Below are 20,346 nucleotides of genomic sequence, written 5' to 3' on the forward strand. Positions count from 1 at the left end.
TCACAGGAAAGCAGTGACGCAAAAGAAAAAAGCGGGGTGTGGCTCAGCTTGGCTAGAGCACCTGGTTTGGGACCAGGGGGTCGCAGGTTCGAATCCTGTCACCCCGACTTATCAATTAAATATAAAACATGCGGGTGTAGTTCAATGGTAGAACACTAGCCTTCCAAGCTAGATACGTGGGTTCGATTCCCATCACCCGCTTTATGATACGCAAGATTTATGGACAAGATGTATCATGCAAACTATTTTAACCTGTGTTTGTAGCTCAGTTGGATAGAGCAACGGCCTTCTAAGCCGTGGGTCGGGGGTTCGAATCCCTTCAAGCACATTTTTTTACGCCAAAATGGCATATGGTGGGTATAGCGCAGGTGGTTAGCGCGCCAGATTGTGGCTCTGGAGGCCCAGGGTTCGAATCCCTGTATCCACCCTGTTTTCTAGGAAAAAACAAATAGTGGGCTATCGCCAAGCGGTAAGGCACAGGATTTTGATTCCTGCATTCGCTGGTTCAAATCCAGCTAGCCCAGTTTAATATCAAATTAAAATATGGGATATTAGCTCAGTTGGTAGAGCACTTGACTTTTAATCAAGTTGTCCGGGGTTCGAATCCCCGATGTCTCAGTTGTTATCAACTGATAACATATGCGGATGTGGCGGAACTGGCAGACGCGCTAGACTTAGGATCTAGTGGGAGACCGTGCAGGTTCGATTCCTGTCATCCGCAGTATCAAGAGTTTCAAGACTTTGAAAAAGGTTTTGAGGCTCTTTTTTTAAAACGGATATTGATAAAAAAGTCAACTACATAAAAAAGTAAGACTATGTAAGTTAAAATTAAAATAAAAGAAGGCAGGTTAGACTATAATAATTTATATAAACAAAATTATATTTATACTCTAAGCTAAAAACATAAAGGAAGGAACTCTTATGTATAAAAAAATAACATTAATAATAGCAATTATTATAATGTCATTATCCATGAATTATTTGTCAGTTGAAGCTGCCTCTACATATAAGACGATTCGCTTAGGGGAGACAGAAAAGCTTACAGTTAAAACAAAGAAAAAAATTCAATGGAGCTCTTCAAATACAAATATTATATCAGTCGATAGCAAAGGAAACATTACAGCAAATCAAATTGGAAAGGCAACGATTAAAGCTAAAACAAAGAAGAAGACTTATAAATTCATTATTAGAGTCAAAGATACATATTCAGATAGTACTATGATACATAAGTCAAAGGAGCATAAGATTAAGATGATTGCTCATAGAGGAATGTCCTCGTTAGCTCCAGAAAATACGTTGGAAGCAATAGAATTAGCTGCTTCTTATGAGTTTGAGATAGTTGAGTTTGACATTTCAGAAACTGCGGATGGTAAATTCATTGTTATGCATGATAGTAGTGTCGATAGAACAACAAATGGAACAGGGGAAATCAGTGAACTTACCTATGAGCAAATAAAATCCTTTCATATAGATGGAGGAAATGGTTATGACAAATGGTATAAAAGTGTAAAAGTACCATCCCTTGAAGAAGCCTTAAAGGTATGTAAAAAACGTAATCTAACGCCTTTGATTCATATAAAACAAGTAAAGGATACCTCTAAGCTACTAAAAGTAATAAAGAAGTCTGGATTTAGTAAACAAGCAATCCTGTGTAGTAGCAATACGAATATTTTATTAAAAATTAAAGCTATCAATAAAAAAACAAAATTAATGATTGTTGCATCACGAGATGCAAAAAAAGTTGTAAGCTTTGCAAAGAAAAATAAGTTAACTGGAATTAATATATCTTCAAAAGCATTAAATCTTGAAATAGCTAACGCAATAAAACGAAACAAAATGACGCTATATGTATGGGATGTGTACTCAAAGAAACGATTTGATAGAGTAGTAAAATACGGCATTGATGGAGTTGTTAGCGATGGAATTTTGAAATAACGAAAGAACAAATGTAAGCATATGTGGCAGAAGAATAGGAAATCTAAATAAATTACAGTAAATTCTTAAAAAATTACATTCCTAATTTTCTATAGATATTCCATAATGATAGAGTGGATTTATTTAACGAATAATCAGAACAAACAACAATCACTCAAATTTATTAGGAGGATACTATGGCAACATTATGCTTGAAAGTTTTAGACGTAAATGGAAATACAATCGCTGTAAATCGGGGAGAAAACGAAGTAAATCTAGTATGCACTAGAGAGTATAAAGAAGGGGATAAAATTGTTCTTGAATCTTCCGAAAAACATATAAATATCTGGCTACAGTTAGACGATGCATTAGGTAAATCAATGGTCTACATAACGAATAATGTTGAATATAAGATACCATTTGCAGAACGAAGAATTAACTTATCTCCAAAAGTATTTTGTGGAGAATTACATTTATTAAGTGCAAAAGTAGCCAAAGAATATGAACGAAAAACATATCGAAATCTAGCTATTAATGTAAACGATCAACATGGCGAAGTCAATTGCTATCCGCATGCGTCCGCTAATGTGGAGACACGAAATGAGGTTGTTTTTGCCGCAAAAAATGCCATTGATGGAATTACGGTGAATTCAAGTCATGGAGAGTGGCCGTATCAGTCTTGGGGGATTAATAGACGTAAGGATGCTGCGATTAAAATAGAATTTGGGAGAAAGGTAATTGTTGATACGATTGCGCTGTATACAAGAGCTGATTTTCCACATGATAATTGGTGGGAGAAAGCTACCTTTACTTTTTCGGATGGCAGTAATTTAAAGGTCGATATGAAAAAAAGCAGTGAAGCTCATGAATTTAGTTTCGAATCAAAGGAGATTGAGTGGATTGAATTAAGTGAACTGATTCAGTCACCTGAAGAATCACCATTTCCAGCTCTTACGCAAATAGAAGTATATGGATATGAAAAATAATATATAAAAAGGACGTTTCTTTGCGAAAGAAACGTCTTTTTATTGATTTATTTTATTACTTACTTTATTTAAACTGTAACGTCAATTGGAAAGATATTTCTTCTTCCTTTAGTTGATATTTTTCAAGTAATACAGGGCCACAGGAATTGGAGCCTACGCCACTCATTTTATAATCAAGACATAAGACGGTAGAGTCTGATTGTTCCAGTTCGTAATTGTGAGCCTTATTTTCTAATTCTTCCTGCGTATAACGGCTTGCGTTAAAAGAAAATGGAACAGAAGCGCTTGCATGAATGGATTTTCCTATTGCAGATGTTAATACCACTTCTTCACAATTAAAGTGGCTTGCATGTTCTTGTGGCTTAATATAATCAACATACATATCCTCAACCTTTGATTGAAATCTACCAAACCAAGAGGAGCGGTGCTTATCCATATAACTTTCATTTGGCCCGTAACCCAAGTATTCAACATTTTTGTAATCCTTAGGAAGGAATAAACGAATACCAAGTCTAGGAAGGAAAGGTAATTCAGTATTTCGTTTTCCGTCCATTTCTAAAGTAATAGTACCATTACATCCAATATACCAGCGTACATTTAAGTCTAGAATATGCTGAATTTGAATTGCATTTATTGCCAAACGACTCTGAATGATTACCACATTTTCAAGCTTTGAAACAGATGTTTCATAAACGCGTGTAAGGGCTCTATCATATCCAGCTTTTTTCCATTCCTTACGAATATTTCTATCATTATCAATTGGTGCTCGCCAAATATTATAAGTAAGAGGCTTTTGAATCATGTTACAATGATCAATCACAATGGAATCAAAGTTAGCGCTTAACTTATTATATACATAAGTAAAATTCGAACCCTTAATAACTATCTTGGTAGCATTTTCTAAAAACTCAATAGGAGAAGCATTTTCTTGCTTTGCGTGTATAAAGTTAGGTTCACTTTCCTTTAAGATAAGTTGGTCAAATCCAACACAATGCCCAACTTTAGTTAGTGCTTTTTCAACGGACTGTGTATAAAGGAGTTTAACACTTAGGCTTTTATTACTTGCTAGATATTCATCTTTTATTGGTAACTTCACAGTAGTCTTTTTATGAGGTGCCAAATCAATACTTCCGAAATCAAAAGATTCAACTACTACACCATCTAAAAGAAGTTCAGCTGTAACTGAGATATAGTCTTTTAAGTTTGTAAAGTCTAACTTGTTTTCAAGTTCTATGATGCCAGTTTTCACATCAATCAGTGATGCTCTTACTGGACGAATTACATTCTTGTATTCAGCAAGAGCTGGATGTGGTACACGGTCTGGAGCGACCATACCATCAACACAAAAATTGCCATCATGAGGAAATTCACCTGAATCACCACCATAGTGGAAGATTTTTTTTCCATCGGTTGTGATACCACGATAAATTGCATGATCACACCATTCCCAAACAAATCCACCTACAAAACGATCATGACGATAGATGCATTCAAAATAGTCCTCAATATCACCAGGGCCATTTCCCATGGAATGAATAAATTCACAAAGCATATATGGCTTTTTATGATTTGCTAAATAATTTTCAATGCTAGCAGGAGATTCATACATTGTACTATAGACATCAAGCATGGAAGTATCATTTTTATGACCACCTGTTTCGTGAATGCTGCCTTCATAATGAAGTAATCTCGTTGGGTCATATTGTTTGATGAATCGACCAGTGTCTTCAAAGGCTTTACTATAGCCAGCTTCATTTCCCATAGACCACATAATAATACACGGATTATTTTTATCACGTATTACATTTCTTTCGTTGCGATCAAGTATAGCATTGGCAAACATTTCTTTTTGCACCAAATCGCCATAAGTATCAAAAGAGCTTCCGCCATAGAACTTAGTTGCACCATGTGCTTCCAAATCGCTTTCTGAAACCACATAAAAACCATATTCATTGCAAAGCTGAACAAACCAAGGTGCATTAGGATAATGGCTGGTTCGAATGGCGTTAATATTCGCTTCTTTCATCAATGTTAAGTCTTTTAATGCTTGCTCCTTACTAATGGTGTAGCCAGTAACAGGATCGCTGTCATGACGGTTTACACCCTTGAATTTTACCTTAACACCATTGATATAAATGATATCGTCTTTTATTTCAATGCAACGAAAACCTACTTGTTGTTGAATTTTTTCCTCAGGTGTTTCAATGGTTAAGTTATAAAGGTAAGGTGTTTCTGCATCCCAAAGAATTGGATTTTCAACTGGAATAGAAAGAAAATCATTTTCAACCATACCCTTTGCTACAAGAACACCGTTTGCGTCAGATAAGATACAAGTGGTTGGTATCTGATTGCCTGTATAATGAAAATCAATGGTTAAATCGGCTTTCGTATAATCTTTTGATAGGATTGTCTTTACAAAGAAATCTCTGATGTGATTGGCAGGACGATGAATCAAATATACGTCTCTAAAAATTCCAGTCATACGAAACTTATCTTGATCTTCTAAGTAACTACCATCACACCATTTTAAGACAACAATGGTAAGGTCGTTCTTTCCTTCTGTTACGAAAGAAGTAATATCAAATTCACTTGTAGAGTGAGAGACTTGACTGTATCCTACAAATTTTTGGTTGATATAAACATAAAAACAAGAGTCGACTCCTTCAAAGTTCAAGTATTGATGATAAGATAAATCCCTTCTCTCTAATTCAAAAGTTCTGTGATAGACACAAGTTGGATTTTCCTGTGGTACATAAGGAGGGTCATATGCAAATGGAAAATTTACATTTGTATATTGATGATGGTCATAACCATACATTTGGATACAACTAGGTACCGGGATAGAATGAAACGATTCAAAGGAATAGTCATTTTTGGTAAAATCTTCAATCTCTAGCGGCGTCTCATAGAAGCGAAAGTCCCAGTTGCCATTTAACATCATAAGCCTCGAACTTTCTTGTTGATCAGTCGGCGCAAAAGGAATATAGTAACTACGATTTTCCTCACACCCTACATGGAGCGTGGCTGGATCTTCATAATATTTTGGTAACTTTAATTCTTGAAGTAACATGAGAATCTCCTTTCTTAATAAGCATAAAGTTTACATAAAAAGATATCAAAGTAGGTTACAATTGGTACTTAACAATGAGTTTAATTGCTTATTCTTAGTAGAATATATCAAAAATAAAATAAATATTCCATACATAAAATTTATTTACATATGCACAAAGTTTTCAAAAAGCTTTGACAAAAGTATTTTCTTATTTTATGATGATAAAAAATAGAAGGGAATGAAAAGATGCAGACAGTAGTAGGGTATTATGATTGGCAATCAGGAGAGAAATCAGTCTCTGATAAAGAATTTTTTGTACATTGTAGTGGTAGATATCGTTTAATTCATAAAGAAAGCTTTAAAACAGAGCGCCCAAATGGAGCAAATAATTATCAGCTTTTGTATATTGCAGATGGAAAAGCAAGATTTCGTTTGGAAGGAAAGATGCACATACTGGAGAAAGGAAATTGTGTTTTATATCGTCCGCAAGAGGAACAATATTATTATTATTTTTTAAAGGATAATCCAGATATCTACTGGGTGCATTTTTCATGCAAAGAGGAAAACGAATTCTTAGCGAAAACTGGATTTTTAGAAGGCAAAATTTATTACGTTGGTACGGATAACAGCTATGTGCGTATCTTTGATAATATGATTTCTGAATTGCAATTAAAGCAGCCTTTTTTTGAGGAACAATTGCAATTTTTAATACAGGAATTATTTATTAAAATGGGACGAAATCAGATTAGGGAAAACACGGTTTTTGAAAGCTATAATAAAGAAGTGGAAGAAGCGATTCGTTTATTTCATTTGGCTCCAGAAAGTGATTTCACGATTAAAGAATTCACAAAAGAAAGAGGACTTAATTATTATCGATTTATTGATACCTTTGCCCACTATGTGGGAGTATCACCTAGGCAATATATTATTAACATTCGTATGACAATTGCAAAGGATTTGTTAATGAATTCTATGTTTCAAATTTCAGAAGTAGCAAGGTTAACTGGTTATGAGAATCCCTTGTACTTTAGCAGGTTATTCAAAAAAACATGGGGAGTATCACCTACTAACTATCGAAAGGAGTCAAATCCCTTGCTACTCATTGAACATGAGTCCAATCGGAAAGGATTTAAAAGTTAACAAAATTCTTTCAAAAATTGAGTCAATGCTTTTAATTTTTCAGGAGACAAAGTCTTGCTTAAATCAAGTAAAGTTTTTAATTCAGGAGTATCAAATATTTCCTGTGCTATTTTTCTTGTTTCATCATTTAAATAGTAATCAATATTTTGATCTCTTTCAATACCCATTAAGTAATCAACAGTAACGTTAAAATAATCTGCAATCTTTTGAAGCTTATCTTGCTTAGGATTACTAATGCCATTTTTCCAAGAGCTAAAAACAGATTGAGCAATTCCTGTTTCCTTTGATACTTTATAAGTCGATACGTTATTTTTGACTAACAATTGTTCAAAAATTTCATACATTTTTATTCACCTTTCACAAAACAACAAAATACTTCAAAAAACATAAATAAACAATGTTGACTAATTATGAATTATGATGTATATTGTAAGTATACTTCATATATTAACAGTAATAATAAGGGGTTAAAGATAAAACGATGCAAAATAAAAACTGTTTTAGTATATGAAGTATATCAAAAAACCGAAGTATTTTCAAGTGGACTTTAAAGGTTATTACGAAATGAGGGGATACGCTTGTATGAGAATTTCGAAAGAATCATTAGAGAGAGGGGTATTACCTCTTATCGAGTTGCCAAAGATACTGGAATAGCACAATCTTGTTTAAGCGACTGGAAACATAGAAGGAGTATTCCAAGAGTCGATAAACTCATTAAAATTGCGGCATATCTGGATATATCTTTGGAGGAATTAGTACAGGAAAAGGGGGAGAAGAATGGAAGAAATCATTCAAAAAGAATTAGGTAATATGACAGATCGAGAAATTCTAAGGCACCAATTAGAACAATTAGCAGAGGTTTCAAGGGACTGCTTACCGGAAGAATTACCTGACATCACGAAAGAAATGATAGCCATCGTATCATATCTGGAACATAATATAAATGTGTAAAAAGTTGTGTTTAACCACAGCTTTTTTTGTATTATTGGAAAGTTTGTAACCGAACTTTTTGTTCTTGTAAAATAAAATTTATTGTATAATTAGTCTAAAAGTATTATGATACTAATAATAAATTCTGCGATCATAGAAGTAAATTTTATTTTGCAATAGGAAGGAAGCTTTGATATAGGCTTAGGCATAGGACACAATGAAAAAAAGTCTGAAAGAAACAAAATGGCATAAATTAGATAACACAGCTAAGATTTTTCCAGTGATAGCTAGTGAAAATCTTAGTAACGTATTTAGAATATCGGTCACATTAAAGGAAATGATTGATCCAAATCTTTTGCAAGAAGCACTGGACCTTGTTCTTCCTTGGTTTGATGTATTTAATGTGAGACTTAGAAGAGGGATATTTTGGTATTACTTTGAAACAAATCGGAATAGAGCAATTGTGGAGCAAGAAAGCAATTATCCTTGTCGATTTATCGATCCTTATACGAATAATAAATTTTTATTTCGTGTATCTTATTATCAAAAAAGGATTAATTTAGAGGTGTTTCATGTTCTAACAGATGGAATGGGAGCGGTTACGTTTCTAAAGGAATTAACCTACCAGTATTTGCGTCTATTCGATGACAAAATGAAAGAATGTGTAGAAGCGAAACCAAGTAGAGAATGCTCTCTTAATATTGAAGATAGTTATTTGAAATATTACAAAAAATGTGATGCCAAGGGCTATAAAACAAAAAGGGCATATCAGTTAAAAGGAAAGTTTTTACCTCCCACCGTAATGGGAGTTGTACATGGTTATATTAACATTCCCGATTTAAAGCGTGTATGTAAAATAAATAATGTAAGTATCAATCAATATTTGGTTGCAAATTTGATTTGGAGTATCTATACAGAATATTTAAACAAGCAGATTTGCAAAGAACCAATTTGCATTAATGTACCAGTTAACTTAAGAAAGATTTTCGAGTCTACGACTACAAAGAATTTTTTTGCGGTATTGTTGGCAGAATTTGAGGCAGATAAAGAAGATTATACCTTTGATGACATATTAACAAGAGTATCAGAGAATCTTAAGTCACAGATGACAAAAGAACATTTAGAAAGCTTGATTTCATATAATGTTTCCAATGAGAAAAATTTATATGTTCGAGCCATTCCTTTGTTTATTAAAAATTTAGCTATAAAAATGATTTATCATAATTCGTCAAAAGCATTTACAACAACAGTAACGAATTTGGGTAGTATCAGTGTACTAGAGGAGTTTGAGAAATACATTGAGCAGTTTCACGTTGTTTTATCCGTATCCAAAAAACAGGATTTAAAGTGTAGTGTTTGTTCTTTTGGAGAGGAATTGGTATTCACCTTTTCATCTGTTTTGTCAGATATGAATTTGGCAAAGGCATTTTTTCGTAATCTGGCAAGACAAGATATTAAAGTTATGATAGAAAGTAATGGTGTTTATAATGAAGAGATGTAATGAATGTAAGGTGGAAATACTGGAGAATATTAGTGTTTGTCCTTTATGCCAACATGGATTAGAGCAAATAACATCAGATAAAAAGGAACCCATGTATCCACAGGTAGAATTTAATAATCAAAAATTTAAATTATTAATTCGCATTTTTGTTTTTGTATCCATTATTCTGGGTGCTGGTTTGTTTACTATAAATCTAGCGACCTATAACGGCGTATGGTGGTCTTTTATTTGTGGCGGAGCAATTGCATATTTTTGGATCACAGTCCGCTATTCGATTCAAAACAATACCAATCCTGCGGGGAAAATCTTAGTACAGACAATTGGAGGAATGGCGTTATGCCTATTGATAGATATGGTAATCGGTTACCAGGGATGGTCAATCAATTATGTGATTCCCTCCATTATTTTAGTGGCGTATTTTGCAATTGTTATTTTAATGATTGTTAATTTTATGAATTGGCAAAGTTATATTTTATTTCAGATAACACTAGTGATTTTTAGCATGATTTTAATGGTGCTATATTTTTTCCGTATTATAACAAATCCGATTTTATGCTATGTGACAGCAGCGATTACACTTGTTATATTCATCGGAACGGTTGTGTTTGGAGATAAAAAAGCAAAAACGGAATTAATTAGAAGATTTCATATCTAGGAGTTAAGATGAATAAAACAGTACAAAGCATACAAGGTAAAATTCTTAAAAACCTAGTGGCAGATATTACATCCATGCATGTTGTAGGAAAGAAAATTAAAAGTGGGGAATATCGTAAAAATCCAATCGAGCCAGCTTGGAAATGTCCCAAGGGCTTCTTGGTAGAAAAAATAAGCATGGAGCATTTTGACATGGAGTATCTTTGCCCAGAAGACGCAGATAACAAACGAGTTGTGTTGCAGTTGCATGGTGGAGGATACATTGGGCCAATGAAAAATATTTATAGAAATTTTGCGGTGATGTATTCTAAGGCAGCAAAAGGAGCAAATGTTCTTACAATTGATTACCGAGTAGCACCTGAATATACTTATCCAGCAGCTTTAGAAGATGCAATCCGTGCTTATGAATGGCTACTTGAAAAAGGGTATATGGCAGAGCAAATTATAGTAGTTGGTGATTCTGCTGGAGGTGGACTTGCCTTAGCACTTTCTTTATATCTAAGAGATAATAACAAGCCACTGCCAAAGGGAATCATCACCATGTCTGCTTGGGCTGATTTAACTTGTGAAGGAGAGTCCTATACAAGCCAATATAAGTTGGATCCCTTATTTGGAAATACAAAGGACAGCATGATTTTTAATAGTGCTTATATAGGAGAGCATGATCCAAGGCATCCATATCTATCACCTGTTTTTGGTGAGTTTTATGAATTTCCTCCAATCTTAATGCAAGTTGGAAGTAGTGAAATGCTTTTAAGCGATACGTTAGAGGTTGCAAGAAAGATAAAAGAAGAGGGCGGGAAAGTTAGATTAAGAGTCTATGAAGGAATGTTTCATGTATTTCAAATGTCTATGAATTTAATTCCTGAATCAAGATTGGCATGGAAAGAGATCCGACAATTCTTCAAAACGATATAAATTAAGTTAGGAAAATGACGTGAAAAGGAATAACAGAACGAGAAAAAAGAAACAAAATAAATTATTATCCAGTATTATAATAAGCATTATTATAATTGCTAGTACAATCTGGAGTAAAGAAAATATTGAAAATACAAATAACAATTCATTGGCTAATGATTCTTTTGCAGTTGCTAGTATGCAAGTTCATTTTATTGATGTAGGACAGGCGGATAGCATATTGATTCTGTCAGACGATGAAGCCATGTTAGTAGATGCAGGAAATAACGAAGATGGAACTTATCTCGTAAAATATCTAAAAGAGCAAGGGATTAGCAAATTAAAATATGTAATAGCAACACATCCTCATGAAGACCACATTGGTGGAATGGATGACGTAATTAATAATTTTACAGTTGAAACAGTTCTTATGCCAGATGTTACTCATACGACAAAGACTTTTGAAGATGTATTAAATGCAATGAATGAGAACGATTTAGGTATAACGATTCCAAGTGTGGGAGAGGAATATGAAATTGGAAAAGCAAAATTTGTAGTGATTGCACCAAACAAAGAAATGGATGAAAACAACTTAAACGATGCATCCATTGGAGTTAAGCTTATGAATGGAAACAATCGTTTTATTATGTGTGGAGATGCCCAAAAATTTTCAGAAAAAGAAATGTTACAAAGTGGAATAGATCTATCTGCGCAAGTTTATAAAGTAAGTCATCATGGAAGCAATACGGCAACTACGGATGCGTTTCTAAAAGCAATATCACCTGAATATGCTATTATTCAATGCGGAGAGAATAACAGCTATGGTCATCCTCATAAAGAGACGTTACATAAGCTTGAGCAGATGGGAGTAATCGTACTAAGAAATGATAAGAATGGTACCATTATAGCTATTTCAGATGGGAATAAGATTCAATGGATTACAGAAAAATAAAACAAGGTGTGAGCTTTGCTCATGCCTTGTTTTATTGAAAATGAAAGATTTCGTTGTAAACATTTGGCTCTTGCTACAATAGATTGGCTTGTAACAGGCGGTGACGAATCATAGGACCGATAATAATTGCAATCGCAATTTTAATTGCATCTGCGATTAGATAAGGGAGTACCCCAATGGTCAGTGCTTGATAAAAAGTTATATCAAGTTGATAGGAAAGCCAGGTAGTTCCTAACAAATAATTAGCAGCGCTAGCAAGAACTAGCCCCAGTATGTACATATTTATCTTACCATAGAAACGTTCGATAAAGAGTCCGCTAATAAAAGCCATTAATATAAATCCAATTAAATACCCACCTGTTGGGCCCAAAAGTTTACCAGGTCCTCCTGAGAAATTACTAAAGATTGGAAGTCCAACAAGTCCTAATAATAAATAAATTAAATAACTAAGTGTACCTTTTTTCCATCCTAATATAAAAGCAGTTATATAAATCACAAGATTCGTAAATGAAATAGGAACAGGACTAAAGGGAATAGGAATTGAAAGTGGCCCTAATATACAAGTAACTGCAGTCATAATCCCTATAAGAGCCATTTGATAAATGGAACCTTTAAACATAACAGATGAATTGGCATTGGTTTTTTCATTCATAATTTATAATCTCCTTTCAGATACATACCAAGATTATAAAAAAATAAAACCTAATTGTCAACCTAAAAAAAATACAGGTTAACAATAGGATAAAAATCCAATATGCAATATTGGATTTTTATCAAACTTCAATTCTCTTTTTTGTTTCTTTTCACTTGATTTTTATATTTACAAGATACAAAGAGTCTTATGTCTTCTTGATCTTGTGGACTTAGCTTTTTGTAATTGCTTAAGAAATTAATATCGTTTTGGGTAATGGATTGGATATCTAGGGGAGGAGAACTGTTTAGCAATAAAATGCCCAGATCCTTTAACTTATAAACGTCAATTGAATTAGTGGCAGGATATGCAGCAGATGAATCAGAAAGAAAATTATCAGATACTGAAATAATGTGAGGATTAATTAATTGATTAATACTAATATTATATAGTTCTGCTAGCTTTAACAAGCTCTCACTGCTTGGGACTCGTTTACCTGTTTCATATTGTGAGTATCCTCCACGAGAAATATGGATATAAGAACTTACATATTCTTGTGTATAGTTATGCTTTTTGCGTAATTCGATTAGCTTAAGCGGTAATAATGAGAGTGACATATGTATTAATCCTTTCCTTCATTTTAAACTAGTACAATACATATCATGATTATAGCAATTTTTACCATTAATTACTCTAAAGGAAACAGATTGAATCGTAAATGACTTCACTATAAAAAGCAACGAAACGTTGCAAGGTTTCGTTGCTTTTTGCTAAGGATAACATCCATGAAGGGCTATAAAATACACTCTAATACGATTGCTGTTCTAATAATTTATTAACACTTATTAGTTTTACGCAAAGTGTGAAAATCAATGCAGCTTGATGCATTTCATCAGGAGTTGGGAAGGAAGGTGCAATACGAATATTTGAATCATATGGATCTTTTCCATACGGATAGGTAGCACCTGCATCTGTCATAACAACACCAGCTTCTTTACATTTGGCAACTATAGCTTTGGCACATCCTTCTAACGCTTCAAACGATATGAAATATCCACCTTTTGGCTCTAGCCAGCTACCAATCTCAAGACCACTTAATTCATCCTGCAATACCTGAAGTACTACTTCGAATTTAGGTCTTAAAATCGCAGCATGCTTCTTCATATGCTCTTTTATACCATCAATATTTTTAAAATACCTTACATGTCTTAATTGATTTATTTTATCGTATCCAATGGTTTGTATCGAAAGAAATTTTTTCATTTCACTTAGGTTAGCGAAGGAAGAGGCAACAGCCGATATACCGCCTCCAGCAAAGCTGACTTTAGAGGTAGATGAAAATTCATAGACCATATCAGGATTACCAGCTTTTTCACATTCGCTTAATATTTCAAGCAAGGAGGCCTGATCGTTATCATACAAATGGTGAATTGCATAAGCATTATCCCAAAAGATTCGAAAGTCTTTTGCAGCAGGCTTAAGCTTAGCAAAACGACGAACCGTCTCATCGGAATAAGAAATACCCTGTGGGTTTGAGTATTTGGGAATACACCAAATGCCTTTTATACTCTCGTCAGATGCGACTAATTGCTCTACCATCTCCATATCTGGACCATTCTCTGTCATAGGGATAGGAAGCATTTCAATACCAAATAACTCTGTAATTGCAAAATGTCTATCATAACCTGGAACTGGGCATAAAAATTTTACTTTGTCCAATTTAGCCCATGGAGTATGACCAAGAACACCATGCGTCATGGAACGAGAAATGGTTTCATACATGATACTTAAACTTGAATTACCACATACTACGACATGGTCAGGTGATACTTCCATAATATCTGCCATCAGTTTTTTTGCTTCAAAAATGCCATCTGATATTCCATAATTTCTACAATCCATACCATCTTCGGTGTAAAGATTACTCTGACTGTTTATCACATCCATCATACCCATTGCCATATCAAGTTGGGGGATTGAAGGTTTTCCTCTTGACATATCAAGTTTTAGTCCTTTTTCTTTTGCATCTTCAAATTTTGCTTCCAGCTCTGCCTTAAGCCGTAACAACTCATCTTTCCCCATTTGTTTTAACGATTTCATAATAGCCTCCTAAGTTAATAACGATTTAAACTTTCTTAATTCTATTTTATTCGAGTCAGTGTGTCAAGCGTAAAAATAAACGAATATTGCATGATTATACGTTAAATATCTTACTACTTAAATAACTGTTATGATATTCCTTGGAAAATGTTACATCTTTTTCAAACCAATCGGGAGGTATGAAGGCTTTTGCTTGTTCCTCGGAATCAAATTCTACTTCTGCTAGCATTAATGTTTCAAAGGGTTCTAAAAAGAGATCCAACTCAATGGTAAGGTTCGAATCGTATGGAATGAGGTATCTTTTTTTACTTATAATATTACCATCGGCTTTTTCTCTTAAATGATAGTAGGAATCTTTTGTGAGAGGCATATTGTACTCTTCTCTAGATAAAAATCCTTTTGATTTGTATGTTAATGTATAGTTATCGTTTGATTTTCGTACTCGGACAACTGGATCAGTTGACAAATAGGCTTGTTCAATTGCAATACAAGCATATTTTTCTAAGTTATCAGGAAGATATTTAATTAAAAATTTTCGTTCTATTTCCATATTGACTCCTTTTCATCACACACATATGTTTTTAAGACTGGAATTATCATAGTATAAGAAGCAGGCTTTGTAAAGTGATTCACAAAATGTATCAGTAAAATTTGTAAAATATTGTATAGAAATAATTGTTTAAATATAACTAATATCGTAGTATAACTATCTTAAAGGGAAATTAAATGAAGAGGGAATAAATGTAGAAAGAGGTATAGACATGAAAAGGGAAAAGTTACACAAAGACAAACAGACTTTTAAAGTAAAAAGTATTCCAGAAGATGAATATAATGAGAAAATGCTAGAAGGAGTAGAGCCTTTATTAAATCAAATTAAAAAGCATGGGTATTTTGCTAGGACTACTGATAAGAATATTTATTATGAAAAATACATAAATCCCAAGGCAAAAAACAGCATAGTGATATGTCATGGATTTACAGAAAATGCAGAAAAATATAAAGAAATGATTTATTACTTTTATAGAGAAAATTGTAGTGTGTTTGTTTTGGATCATCAAGGTCATGGTAAATCGTATCGAATGGTAGAAGACTACTCAGTAACACACGTGGAAAAATTTACGGATTATGTGGAAGATTTAAGAATGTTTATGAAAATAATTGTTGAACCAAGTAGTAAAAAAATACCAATTATTTTATATGCGCACTCAATGGGAGGAGCAATTGGAGCAACTTACTTAGAAAAATATCCAAGTGATTTTAATCGAGCAATCTTTTCTTCCCCTATGTTTGAAATTGACTCAGGAAATGTTCCAACCTGGATGGGGCGAATTATGGCTAATTTTAAAATACTAACTGGTCATAAAACGGATTATCTTTTTGTACATTCTACCTTTAATGAAAAGGAACGATTCGAAGATAGTTGCGCAATATCAAAAGTGCGTTATGATTATTTTTTTAATAAGCGATTAAGGAATAAAGAGTATCAAAATTATTGTGCATCTTATTCTTGGTTTAAACAATCGGTGTTAGCTACTAGAAAGCTACTAAAACCAGCAAATTTAGCAAGAATCAGAATTCCAGTCATTGTGTTTCAAGCAGAAAAAGATACGGTTGTAAAAGCACGTGGCTTGTATCGTTTTGTAAAAGGTGTAAAACACGCACGTTTTGTTTTTGTACCAGAAAGTAAGCATGAGATATTTATGGCAACAAGTGAGATTATTACACCTTATTTAAATAAAATATTTGACTTTATTCATTAAACAAGTTCATTGGTTTTTCGATATTGGAGGGGAGATATCCCCTTCATTTTTTTGAATACATCTCCAAAATAGTTGCTGTCAGAAAAACCACAGGAGAATGCAATATCCGTAATGGATTCATTTGTCTCAAGAAGAAGTTTGGAGGCTTCTGTTAGACGAATTTTACACAAATATTCTTTAAAACCAAACCCCGTGACAGCTTTAAATTTTTTTGAAAAATAAGTTGTACTCATATTGGCATACTGAGCGGCTATTTCTAAAGTGATTGGTTGATTGTAATTACTTCGGATGTATTTTGCTGTCTTTTGAATGACCTCATCGGTTAAGTTTAGGGGGATCTGAGATTGCGCCTCGTTTTTTTGATAACGCAATAAAAATATAATTAATTCTTGCAAGTAACTTTGGATTAAGTGCTCCGAGAAATCATCTAGTTGATTCGATTCATAAATTAACTTTTTAAAAATATCTTCAATATAATCACGTCGGTTATATTGTATGGTTAAAAAAGGGTGTGTAAAACAAGCAAGTATATCTTCCTTAGAATACTCCTCATATAAAGAATTGAGATATTTATCTGAAAAATTAATAGCAAATCGCTCATGTGTCTCGTCAGAAATAAAGGTGGTACGATGTAATACATTTTTGTTAATCAAAACCATATCGCCACGATTTAAAGTATATAAGGTATCGTTGACAAAAATTCTTCGTTTTCCAGAATATAAATAATAGATTTCATAGTAAGGATGAAAATGGGAGTGTTGCATCTTAAAATATTGTTCCCTTTTTCGTCTGTCCGCAATAAAATCCAATTTCTTATCTTTTAACATGTTCCAATCCTTTCTAAGTGAAATGTTTATGGTTATATCATATTAACATAAAAATGACAAATTATCAGTAATATCTTTAAAGATACCATTAAAATTAGTAGAGAATACATGAAATTTGTTTTACAATGTCTATACATAAGAAAAATAAGAGTAATTTATTTTTACATCATATAGAAACTAAGGAGTGTATCATGTCTAAGACAGAAGTAATTATATCAAAAAAAGATGAAAGCTTCCGCGATTTTTCTTTAAACGGAAATATGTGGATGGTTATATTACAAGTAGGATTTCCATTAGCACTTTATCAGGAATTAATTCAGTTATTTAAAATATTAGATTCCATGATGGCATCACATATCAGTGCCACCTCTGTTTCAGCAGTGGCGTATTTGTCCCAGATTAATATGATGCTTGCTGCAATTGGTGGTGGGCTTGCAGTAGGAGGAAGTTTAAAGATAAGTCAGGCATATGGAGAAGGAAACTATGAATTGGTAAAAAAAAGAGTGAATAGTTTATTTGCTCTATGTGCAATACTTGGAGTTAGTTTATTGGTTTTTGTGCTACCTTTTACGGTTCCCCTTCTAAGATTGGCAAACACACCAGAAGAGTTAATTACAATCGGCAGTAAATACTTTGCAATTGAACTAATTGGACTAGTAATAACCTTCTTTAATAATGTATATATATGCGTGGAACGTGCAAGAGGAAATTCAAAACGAATATTAACCTTAAATATAGTGGTGATTGGAGTCAAATTGTCGCTAACTGCATTATTTGTCTACGTCCTACAATGGGGGATTACGATGATTGCCATGGCAACAATCATCTCTCAATCCGTTTTATTGATTGCAGGAATGATTTCTTTGAATAAAAAAAATAACGCATTTGGATTATCTTTTGAGTACATGTCGTTTAAAAAAGAAATTACAAAACCTATGCTTTCTTTATCTTTCCCAGTTATTGTAGAAAAGGTAGCATTTAACTTTGGAAAAGTAATTATTAATTCTATGAGTGGAATATATGGCTCGTTAACCGTTGGTGCACTTGGTATTTCAAATAGCATAGGGGGCTTAACAACGAATCCACAAAATGGGTTTCAAGAAGGAGCAGCAGCGATTATTAGTCAGAACTTAGGAGCAGCAAAGCCAAAAAGATCGTTGGATGCCTTTAAGAAAGTCTTGGTGATTAATATTATAGTTGGTATCTTAGGTTTTATATTAACAAGACTTTATCTGAATCAAATTAGTGATGTGTTTTCAAATTCAGTAAATGGAGTGGATTACCAATTTAAGGAATTGATTTATACTATTTATCGTTTCGAATCCTTAGGCGGCTGTATTCCTTTAGGAATCAATGCAGCAGTGATTTCGTTGATGTTAGGTTTTGGTTATACAAAATGCACCCTGCTCATTAATTTTTGCCGTGTATTTGTGTTTCGTATTCCGATTTTGTGGGGATTGCAGATGTTTACCTCTCTTGGAAGTGAAAGTGTTGGAGTGGTCATGATGGTAAGTAATGTGCTGGTGACTTTATTTTCTTGTATAGTTGCAGTCATCGTAATCAAAAAAATATGTAGAGAATATCAAATTACCTTCTTTTAAGTAACATATAAGTAACATAGGGGCTAGCTTGACAGTACTTTGATTCTATTGTATTCTTTTAAAATCAGAAAATTAGATGTAGCACCATAGGAGCAGTAATATGATTACGAAAGAAAGATACAATGCTTATATCAATATATTAAAAGAAGAACTAATTCCTGCAATGGGGTGTACAGAACCCATTGCAATCGCATATGCAGCAGCAATAGCAAGAGAAACCTTAGGAGAAATTCCGCAGAAAATAAAGATTGAAGTAAGCGGAAATATCATCAAGAATGTAAAAAGTGTGGTGGTACCTCATACAGGAGGATTAAGAGGGATAGAAGCTTCTGTTTGCGCAGGAATTATAGCTGGAGATGCCAAGAAAGAACTTGAGGTAATTGAAAGTGTATCCAGTGAACAGATAGAAGAAATTAAAAAATACCTAAATCGTAATATCATTCAAGTAGAATATGCCAATTCTCCATATATTTTTGACATTATACTCACGGTATATGCAAGTGAAGATTGTGTAAAAGTTCGTATTTTAGATTATCATACCAATGTAGTTGAAATAAAGAAAAATAATGAGGTTGTTTTAAGTAAGAAGGTTCAGGCGAAAAAGTCTTTGCCCCAAACAGATCGATCATTATTAAATATAAAGGATATCGTTGCCTTTGCAAATGAGGTATCCATACCTAAAGTCAAGGAAATATTAGAACAACAAATTCTGTATAATACGGCAATTGCAGAGGAAGGACTAAAAGGTAGCTATGGAGCGAACATAGGAAAAGTACTTCTTAAAACCTATGGTAGCCAAGATGTGAAAGTTCGTGCAAAAGCAAAAGCTGCCGCTGGGTCCGATGCCAGAATGAATGGCTGTGAGCTTCCTGTTGTCATTAATTCTGGAAGCGGAAATCAAGGGATTACCGCTTCTATACCAGTCATTGAGTATGCGGATGAATTAAAGGTATCAGAAGAGACAAAATATCGAGCGCTTATTATCTCAAATTTAACTACGATACATTTAAAAACAGGGATTGGAAGATTATCTGCTTATTGTGGTGCAGTGAGTGCGGGTTGCGGAAGTGGCGCGGCCATTGCCTATCTATATGGTGGAGGATATGAAGAGATTGCTCATACGGTAGTCAATGCGCTTGCGATTGCATCAGGAATTATATGCGATGGGGCAAAAGCCTCTTGTGCCGCAAAAATATCGGCTTCTGTAGATGTTGGTATACTAGGATATTATATGTATAAAGAAGGTCAGGAATTTGTAGATGGAGATGGAATTGTAAAAAAGGGTGTCGAAAATACAATTACAAATGTTGGAAAACTAGCAAGAAATGGAATGAGTGAGACAGATAAAGAGATCATCAAAATAATGCTAGAATCCTGTTAAAGAGTAGTCTTTGAAGGTGA

19 protein-coding genes and 7 tRNA genes are annotated in these 20,346 nt (G+C 33.6%); 19 read left to right on the forward strand and 7 right to left on the reverse strand.

Annotated elements, in window-relative coordinates; translation table 11 throughout:
- Window positions 1-32 precede the first annotated feature (32 nt).
- From F7O84_RS00240 to F7O84_RS00280, 9 genes are all read left to right on the forward strand, one after another.
- Window positions 33-107: transfer RNA gene (locus F7O84_RS00240), tRNA-Pro, on the forward strand.
- Between the two features lie 23 nt (window positions 108-130).
- Window positions 131-201 (forward strand) — tRNA-Gly (locus F7O84_RS00245).
- 53 nt (window positions 202-254) lie between these two features.
- Window positions 255-328 (forward strand) — tRNA-Arg (locus tag F7O84_RS00250).
- Window positions 329-353: 25 nt separating this feature from the next.
- Window positions 354-427, forward strand: a tRNA-His gene (locus tag F7O84_RS00255).
- A gap of 25 nt (window positions 428-452) precedes the next feature.
- Window positions 453-524 (forward strand) — tRNA-Gln (locus F7O84_RS00260).
- A gap of 21 nt (window positions 525-545) precedes the next feature.
- Window positions 546-618, forward strand: a tRNA-Lys gene (locus tag F7O84_RS00265).
- 23 nt (window positions 619-641) lie between these two features.
- Window positions 642-721, forward strand: a tRNA-Leu gene (locus F7O84_RS00270).
- A 200-nt stretch (window positions 722-921) separates the two neighbouring features.
- Complete coding sequence (locus F7O84_RS00275) at window positions 922-1,935, forward strand: glycerophosphodiester phosphodiesterase family protein (protein ID WP_151140525.1); 1,014 nt, start codon at window positions 922-924, stop codon at window positions 1,933-1,935.
- Window positions 1,936-2,111: 176 nt separating this feature from the next.
- Complete coding sequence (locus tag F7O84_RS00280) at window positions 2,112-2,900, forward strand: DUF7402 domain-containing protein (RefSeq protein ID WP_151140527.1); 789 nt, start codon at window positions 2,112-2,114, stop codon at window positions 2,898-2,900.
- A 64-nt stretch (window positions 2,901-2,964) separates the two neighbouring features.
- On the opposite strand, the gene F7O84_RS00285 is transcribed toward F7O84_RS00280, so the two are convergent.
- On the reverse strand, window positions 2,965-5,970 hold the full coding sequence (locus F7O84_RS00285) for a glycoside hydrolase family 2 TIM barrel-domain containing protein (protein WP_151140529.1): 3,006 nt from the start codon (window positions 5,968-5,970) through the stop codon (window positions 2,965-2,967).
- Between the two features lie 228 nt (window positions 5,971-6,198).
- Between F7O84_RS00285 and F7O84_RS00290 the strand changes: the two genes are divergently transcribed.
- Window positions 6,199-7,092 (forward strand): helix-turn-helix domain-containing protein, encoded by an 894-nt coding sequence (locus tag F7O84_RS00290; RefSeq protein WP_151140531.1) that lies wholly within the window; start codon window positions 6,199-6,201, stop codon window positions 7,090-7,092.
- On the opposite strand, the gene F7O84_RS00295 is transcribed toward F7O84_RS00290, so the two are convergent.
- Window positions 7,089-7,436, reverse strand: a complete 348-nt coding sequence (locus F7O84_RS00295; RefSeq protein ID WP_151140533.1) for a helix-turn-helix domain-containing protein — start codon at window positions 7,434-7,436, stop codon at window positions 7,089-7,091. The two genes, F7O84_RS00290 and F7O84_RS00295, sit on opposite strands and share 4 nt — an antisense overlap.
- Before the next feature lie 234 nt (window positions 7,437-7,670).
- On the opposite strand from F7O84_RS00295, the gene F7O84_RS19550 reads away from it, so the two are divergent.
- From F7O84_RS19550 to F7O84_RS00320, 6 genes are all read left to right on the forward strand, one after another.
- Entirely contained in the window at window positions 7,671-7,901 is a 231-nt protein-coding gene (locus F7O84_RS19550) for a helix-turn-helix domain-containing protein (protein WP_151140535.1), read from the forward strand.
- Window positions 7,870-8,043 (forward strand): hypothetical protein, encoded by a 174-nt coding sequence (locus F7O84_RS18885; protein ID WP_192451605.1) that lies wholly within the window; start codon window positions 7,870-7,872, stop codon window positions 8,041-8,043. Before F7O84_RS19550 ends, F7O84_RS18885 begins: the two co-directional genes overlap by 32 nt.
- A gap of 196 nt (window positions 8,044-8,239) precedes the next feature.
- On the forward strand, window positions 8,240-9,523 hold the full coding sequence (locus F7O84_RS00305) for a hypothetical protein (protein ID WP_151140537.1): 1,284 nt from the start codon (window positions 8,240-8,242) through the stop codon (window positions 9,521-9,523).
- On the forward strand, window positions 9,510-10,178 hold the full coding sequence (locus F7O84_RS00310; RefSeq protein WP_151140539.1) for a DUF6320 domain-containing protein: 669 nt from the start codon (window positions 9,510-9,512) through the stop codon (window positions 10,176-10,178). The genes F7O84_RS00305 and F7O84_RS00310 overlap by 14 nt, the downstream gene beginning before the upstream one ends.
- Window positions 10,179-10,186: 8 nt before the next feature.
- Window positions 10,187-11,095, forward strand: coding sequence for an alpha/beta hydrolase (locus F7O84_RS00315; protein ID WP_151140541.1), 909 nt, complete (start codon window positions 10,187-10,189; stop codon window positions 11,093-11,095).
- A gap of 19 nt (window positions 11,096-11,114) precedes the next feature.
- The gene (locus F7O84_RS00320) at window positions 11,115-12,026 is read left to right on the forward strand and encodes a ComEC/Rec2 family competence protein (RefSeq protein ID WP_151140543.1); all 912 of its coding nucleotides are present in this window, start codon (window positions 11,115-11,117) and stop codon (window positions 12,024-12,026) included.
- A 73-nt stretch (window positions 12,027-12,099) separates the two neighbouring features.
- On the opposite strand, the gene F7O84_RS00325 is transcribed toward F7O84_RS00320, so the two are convergent.
- The 4 genes from F7O84_RS00325 to F7O84_RS00340 form a co-directional block, all read right to left on the reverse strand.
- On the reverse strand, window positions 12,100-12,678 hold the full coding sequence (locus F7O84_RS00325; RefSeq protein ID WP_151140545.1) for a biotin transporter BioY: 579 nt from the start codon (window positions 12,676-12,678) through the stop codon (window positions 12,100-12,102).
- Window positions 12,679-12,806: 128 nt separating this feature from the next.
- Window positions 12,807-13,274 carry a helix-turn-helix domain-containing protein gene (locus F7O84_RS00330; RefSeq protein WP_151140546.1) on the reverse strand — a complete coding sequence of 156 codons (468 nt, stop codon included), beginning with the start codon at window positions 13,272-13,274 and terminating at the stop codon, window positions 12,807-12,809.
- A gap of 190 nt (window positions 13,275-13,464) precedes the next feature.
- Window positions 13,465-14,757 carry an aspartate aminotransferase type Ic gene (locus tag F7O84_RS00335; protein WP_151140548.1) on the reverse strand — a complete coding sequence of 431 codons (1,293 nt, stop codon included), beginning with the start codon at window positions 14,755-14,757 and terminating at the stop codon, window positions 13,465-13,467.
- Between the two features lie 94 nt (window positions 14,758-14,851).
- Window positions 14,852-15,307 carry a CYTH domain-containing protein gene (locus F7O84_RS00340; protein WP_151140550.1) on the reverse strand — a complete coding sequence of 152 codons (456 nt, stop codon included), beginning with the start codon at window positions 15,305-15,307 and terminating at the stop codon, window positions 14,852-14,854.
- Window positions 15,308-15,518: 211 nt separating this feature from the next.
- Here F7O84_RS00340 and F7O84_RS00345 point away from each other — a divergent pair, with 211 nt between their 5' ends.
- Window positions 15,519-16,517: an alpha/beta fold hydrolase gene (locus tag F7O84_RS00345; protein WP_151140552.1), complete on the forward strand. Its 999-nt coding sequence runs from the start codon at window positions 15,519-15,521 to the stop codon at window positions 16,515-16,517.
- On the opposite strand, the gene F7O84_RS00350 is transcribed toward F7O84_RS00345, so the two are convergent.
- On the reverse strand, window positions 16,514-17,344 hold the full coding sequence (locus F7O84_RS00350; RefSeq protein ID WP_151140554.1) for a helix-turn-helix transcriptional regulator: 831 nt from the start codon (window positions 17,342-17,344) through the stop codon (window positions 16,514-16,516). The genes F7O84_RS00345 and F7O84_RS00350 overlap by 4 nt on opposite strands.
- A gap of 191 nt (window positions 17,345-17,535) precedes the next feature.
- On the opposite strand from F7O84_RS00350, the gene F7O84_RS00355 reads away from it, so the two are divergent.
- A complete protein-coding gene (locus tag F7O84_RS00355) occupies window positions 17,536-18,945 on the forward strand; it encodes an MATE family efflux transporter (RefSeq protein ID WP_151140556.1) in 1,410 nt (469 codons plus the stop codon).
- 100 nt (window positions 18,946-19,045) lie between these two features.
- Window positions 19,046-20,326, forward strand: coding sequence for an L-cysteine desulfidase family protein (locus F7O84_RS00360; protein ID WP_151140558.1), 1,281 nt, complete (start codon window positions 19,046-19,048; stop codon window positions 20,324-20,326).
- Window positions 20,327-20,346 lie beyond the last annotated feature (20 nt).

It is taken from the genome of Candidatus Galacturonatibacter soehngenii, from assembly GCF_008830185.1.
GTDB lineage: Bacteria > Bacillota > Clostridia > Lachnospirales > Lachnospiraceae > Lachnotalea > Lachnotalea soehngenii.

Excerpts from the sequence above, each read along its gene's own strand:
- F7O84_RS00275 (WP_151140525.1), top strand. The coding sequence starts at position 922 with ATGTATAAAAAAATAACATTAATAATAGCAATTATTATAATGTCATTA.
- F7O84_RS00280 (WP_151140527.1), top strand. The coding sequence starts at position 2,112 with ATGGCAACATTATGCTTGAAAGTTTTAGACGTAAATGGAAATACAATC.
- F7O84_RS00285 (WP_151140529.1), bottom strand. The coding sequence starts at position 5,970 with ATGTTACTTCAAGAATTAAAGTTACCAAAATATTATGAAGATCCAGCC.
- F7O84_RS00290 (WP_151140531.1), top strand. The coding sequence starts at position 6,199 with ATGCAGACAGTAGTAGGGTATTATGATTGGCAATCAGGAGAGAAATCA.
- F7O84_RS00295 (WP_151140533.1), bottom strand. The coding sequence starts at position 7,436 with ATGTATGAAATTTTTGAACAATTGTTAGTCAAAAATAACGTATCGACT.
- F7O84_RS18885 (WP_192451605.1), top strand. The coding sequence starts at position 7,870 with ATGGAAGAAATCATTCAAAAAGAATTAGGTAATATGACAGATCGAGAA.
- F7O84_RS00305 (WP_151140537.1), top strand. The coding sequence starts at position 8,240 with ATGAAAAAAAGTCTGAAAGAAACAAAATGGCATAAATTAGATAACACA.
- F7O84_RS00310 (WP_151140539.1), top strand. The coding sequence starts at position 9,510 with ATGAAGAGATGTAATGAATGTAAGGTGGAAATACTGGAGAATATTAGT.
- F7O84_RS00315 (WP_151140541.1), top strand. The coding sequence starts at position 10,187 with ATGAATAAAACAGTACAAAGCATACAAGGTAAAATTCTTAAAAACCTA.
- F7O84_RS00325 (WP_151140545.1), bottom strand. The coding sequence starts at position 12,678 with ATGAATGAAAAAACCAATGCCAATTCATCTGTTATGTTTAAAGGTTCC.
- F7O84_RS00330 (WP_151140546.1), bottom strand. The coding sequence starts at position 13,274 with ATGTCACTCTCATTATTACCGCTTAAGCTAATCGAATTACGCAAAAAG.
- F7O84_RS00335 (WP_151140548.1), bottom strand. The coding sequence starts at position 14,757 with ATGAAATCGTTAAAACAAATGGGGAAAGATGAGTTGTTACGGCTTAAG.
- F7O84_RS00340 (WP_151140550.1), bottom strand. The coding sequence starts at position 15,307 with ATGGAAATAGAACGAAAATTTTTAATTAAATATCTTCCTGATAACTTA.
- F7O84_RS00345 (WP_151140552.1), top strand. The coding sequence starts at position 15,519 with ATGAAAAGGGAAAAGTTACACAAAGACAAACAGACTTTTAAAGTAAAA.
- F7O84_RS00350 (WP_151140554.1), bottom strand. The coding sequence starts at position 17,344 with ATGTTAAAAGATAAGAAATTGGATTTTATTGCGGACAGACGAAAAAGG.
- F7O84_RS00355 (WP_151140556.1), top strand. The coding sequence starts at position 17,536 with ATGTCTAAGACAGAAGTAATTATATCAAAAAAAGATGAAAGCTTCCGC.
- F7O84_RS00360 (WP_151140558.1), top strand. The coding sequence starts at position 19,046 with ATGATTACGAAAGAAAGATACAATGCTTATATCAATATATTAAAAGAA.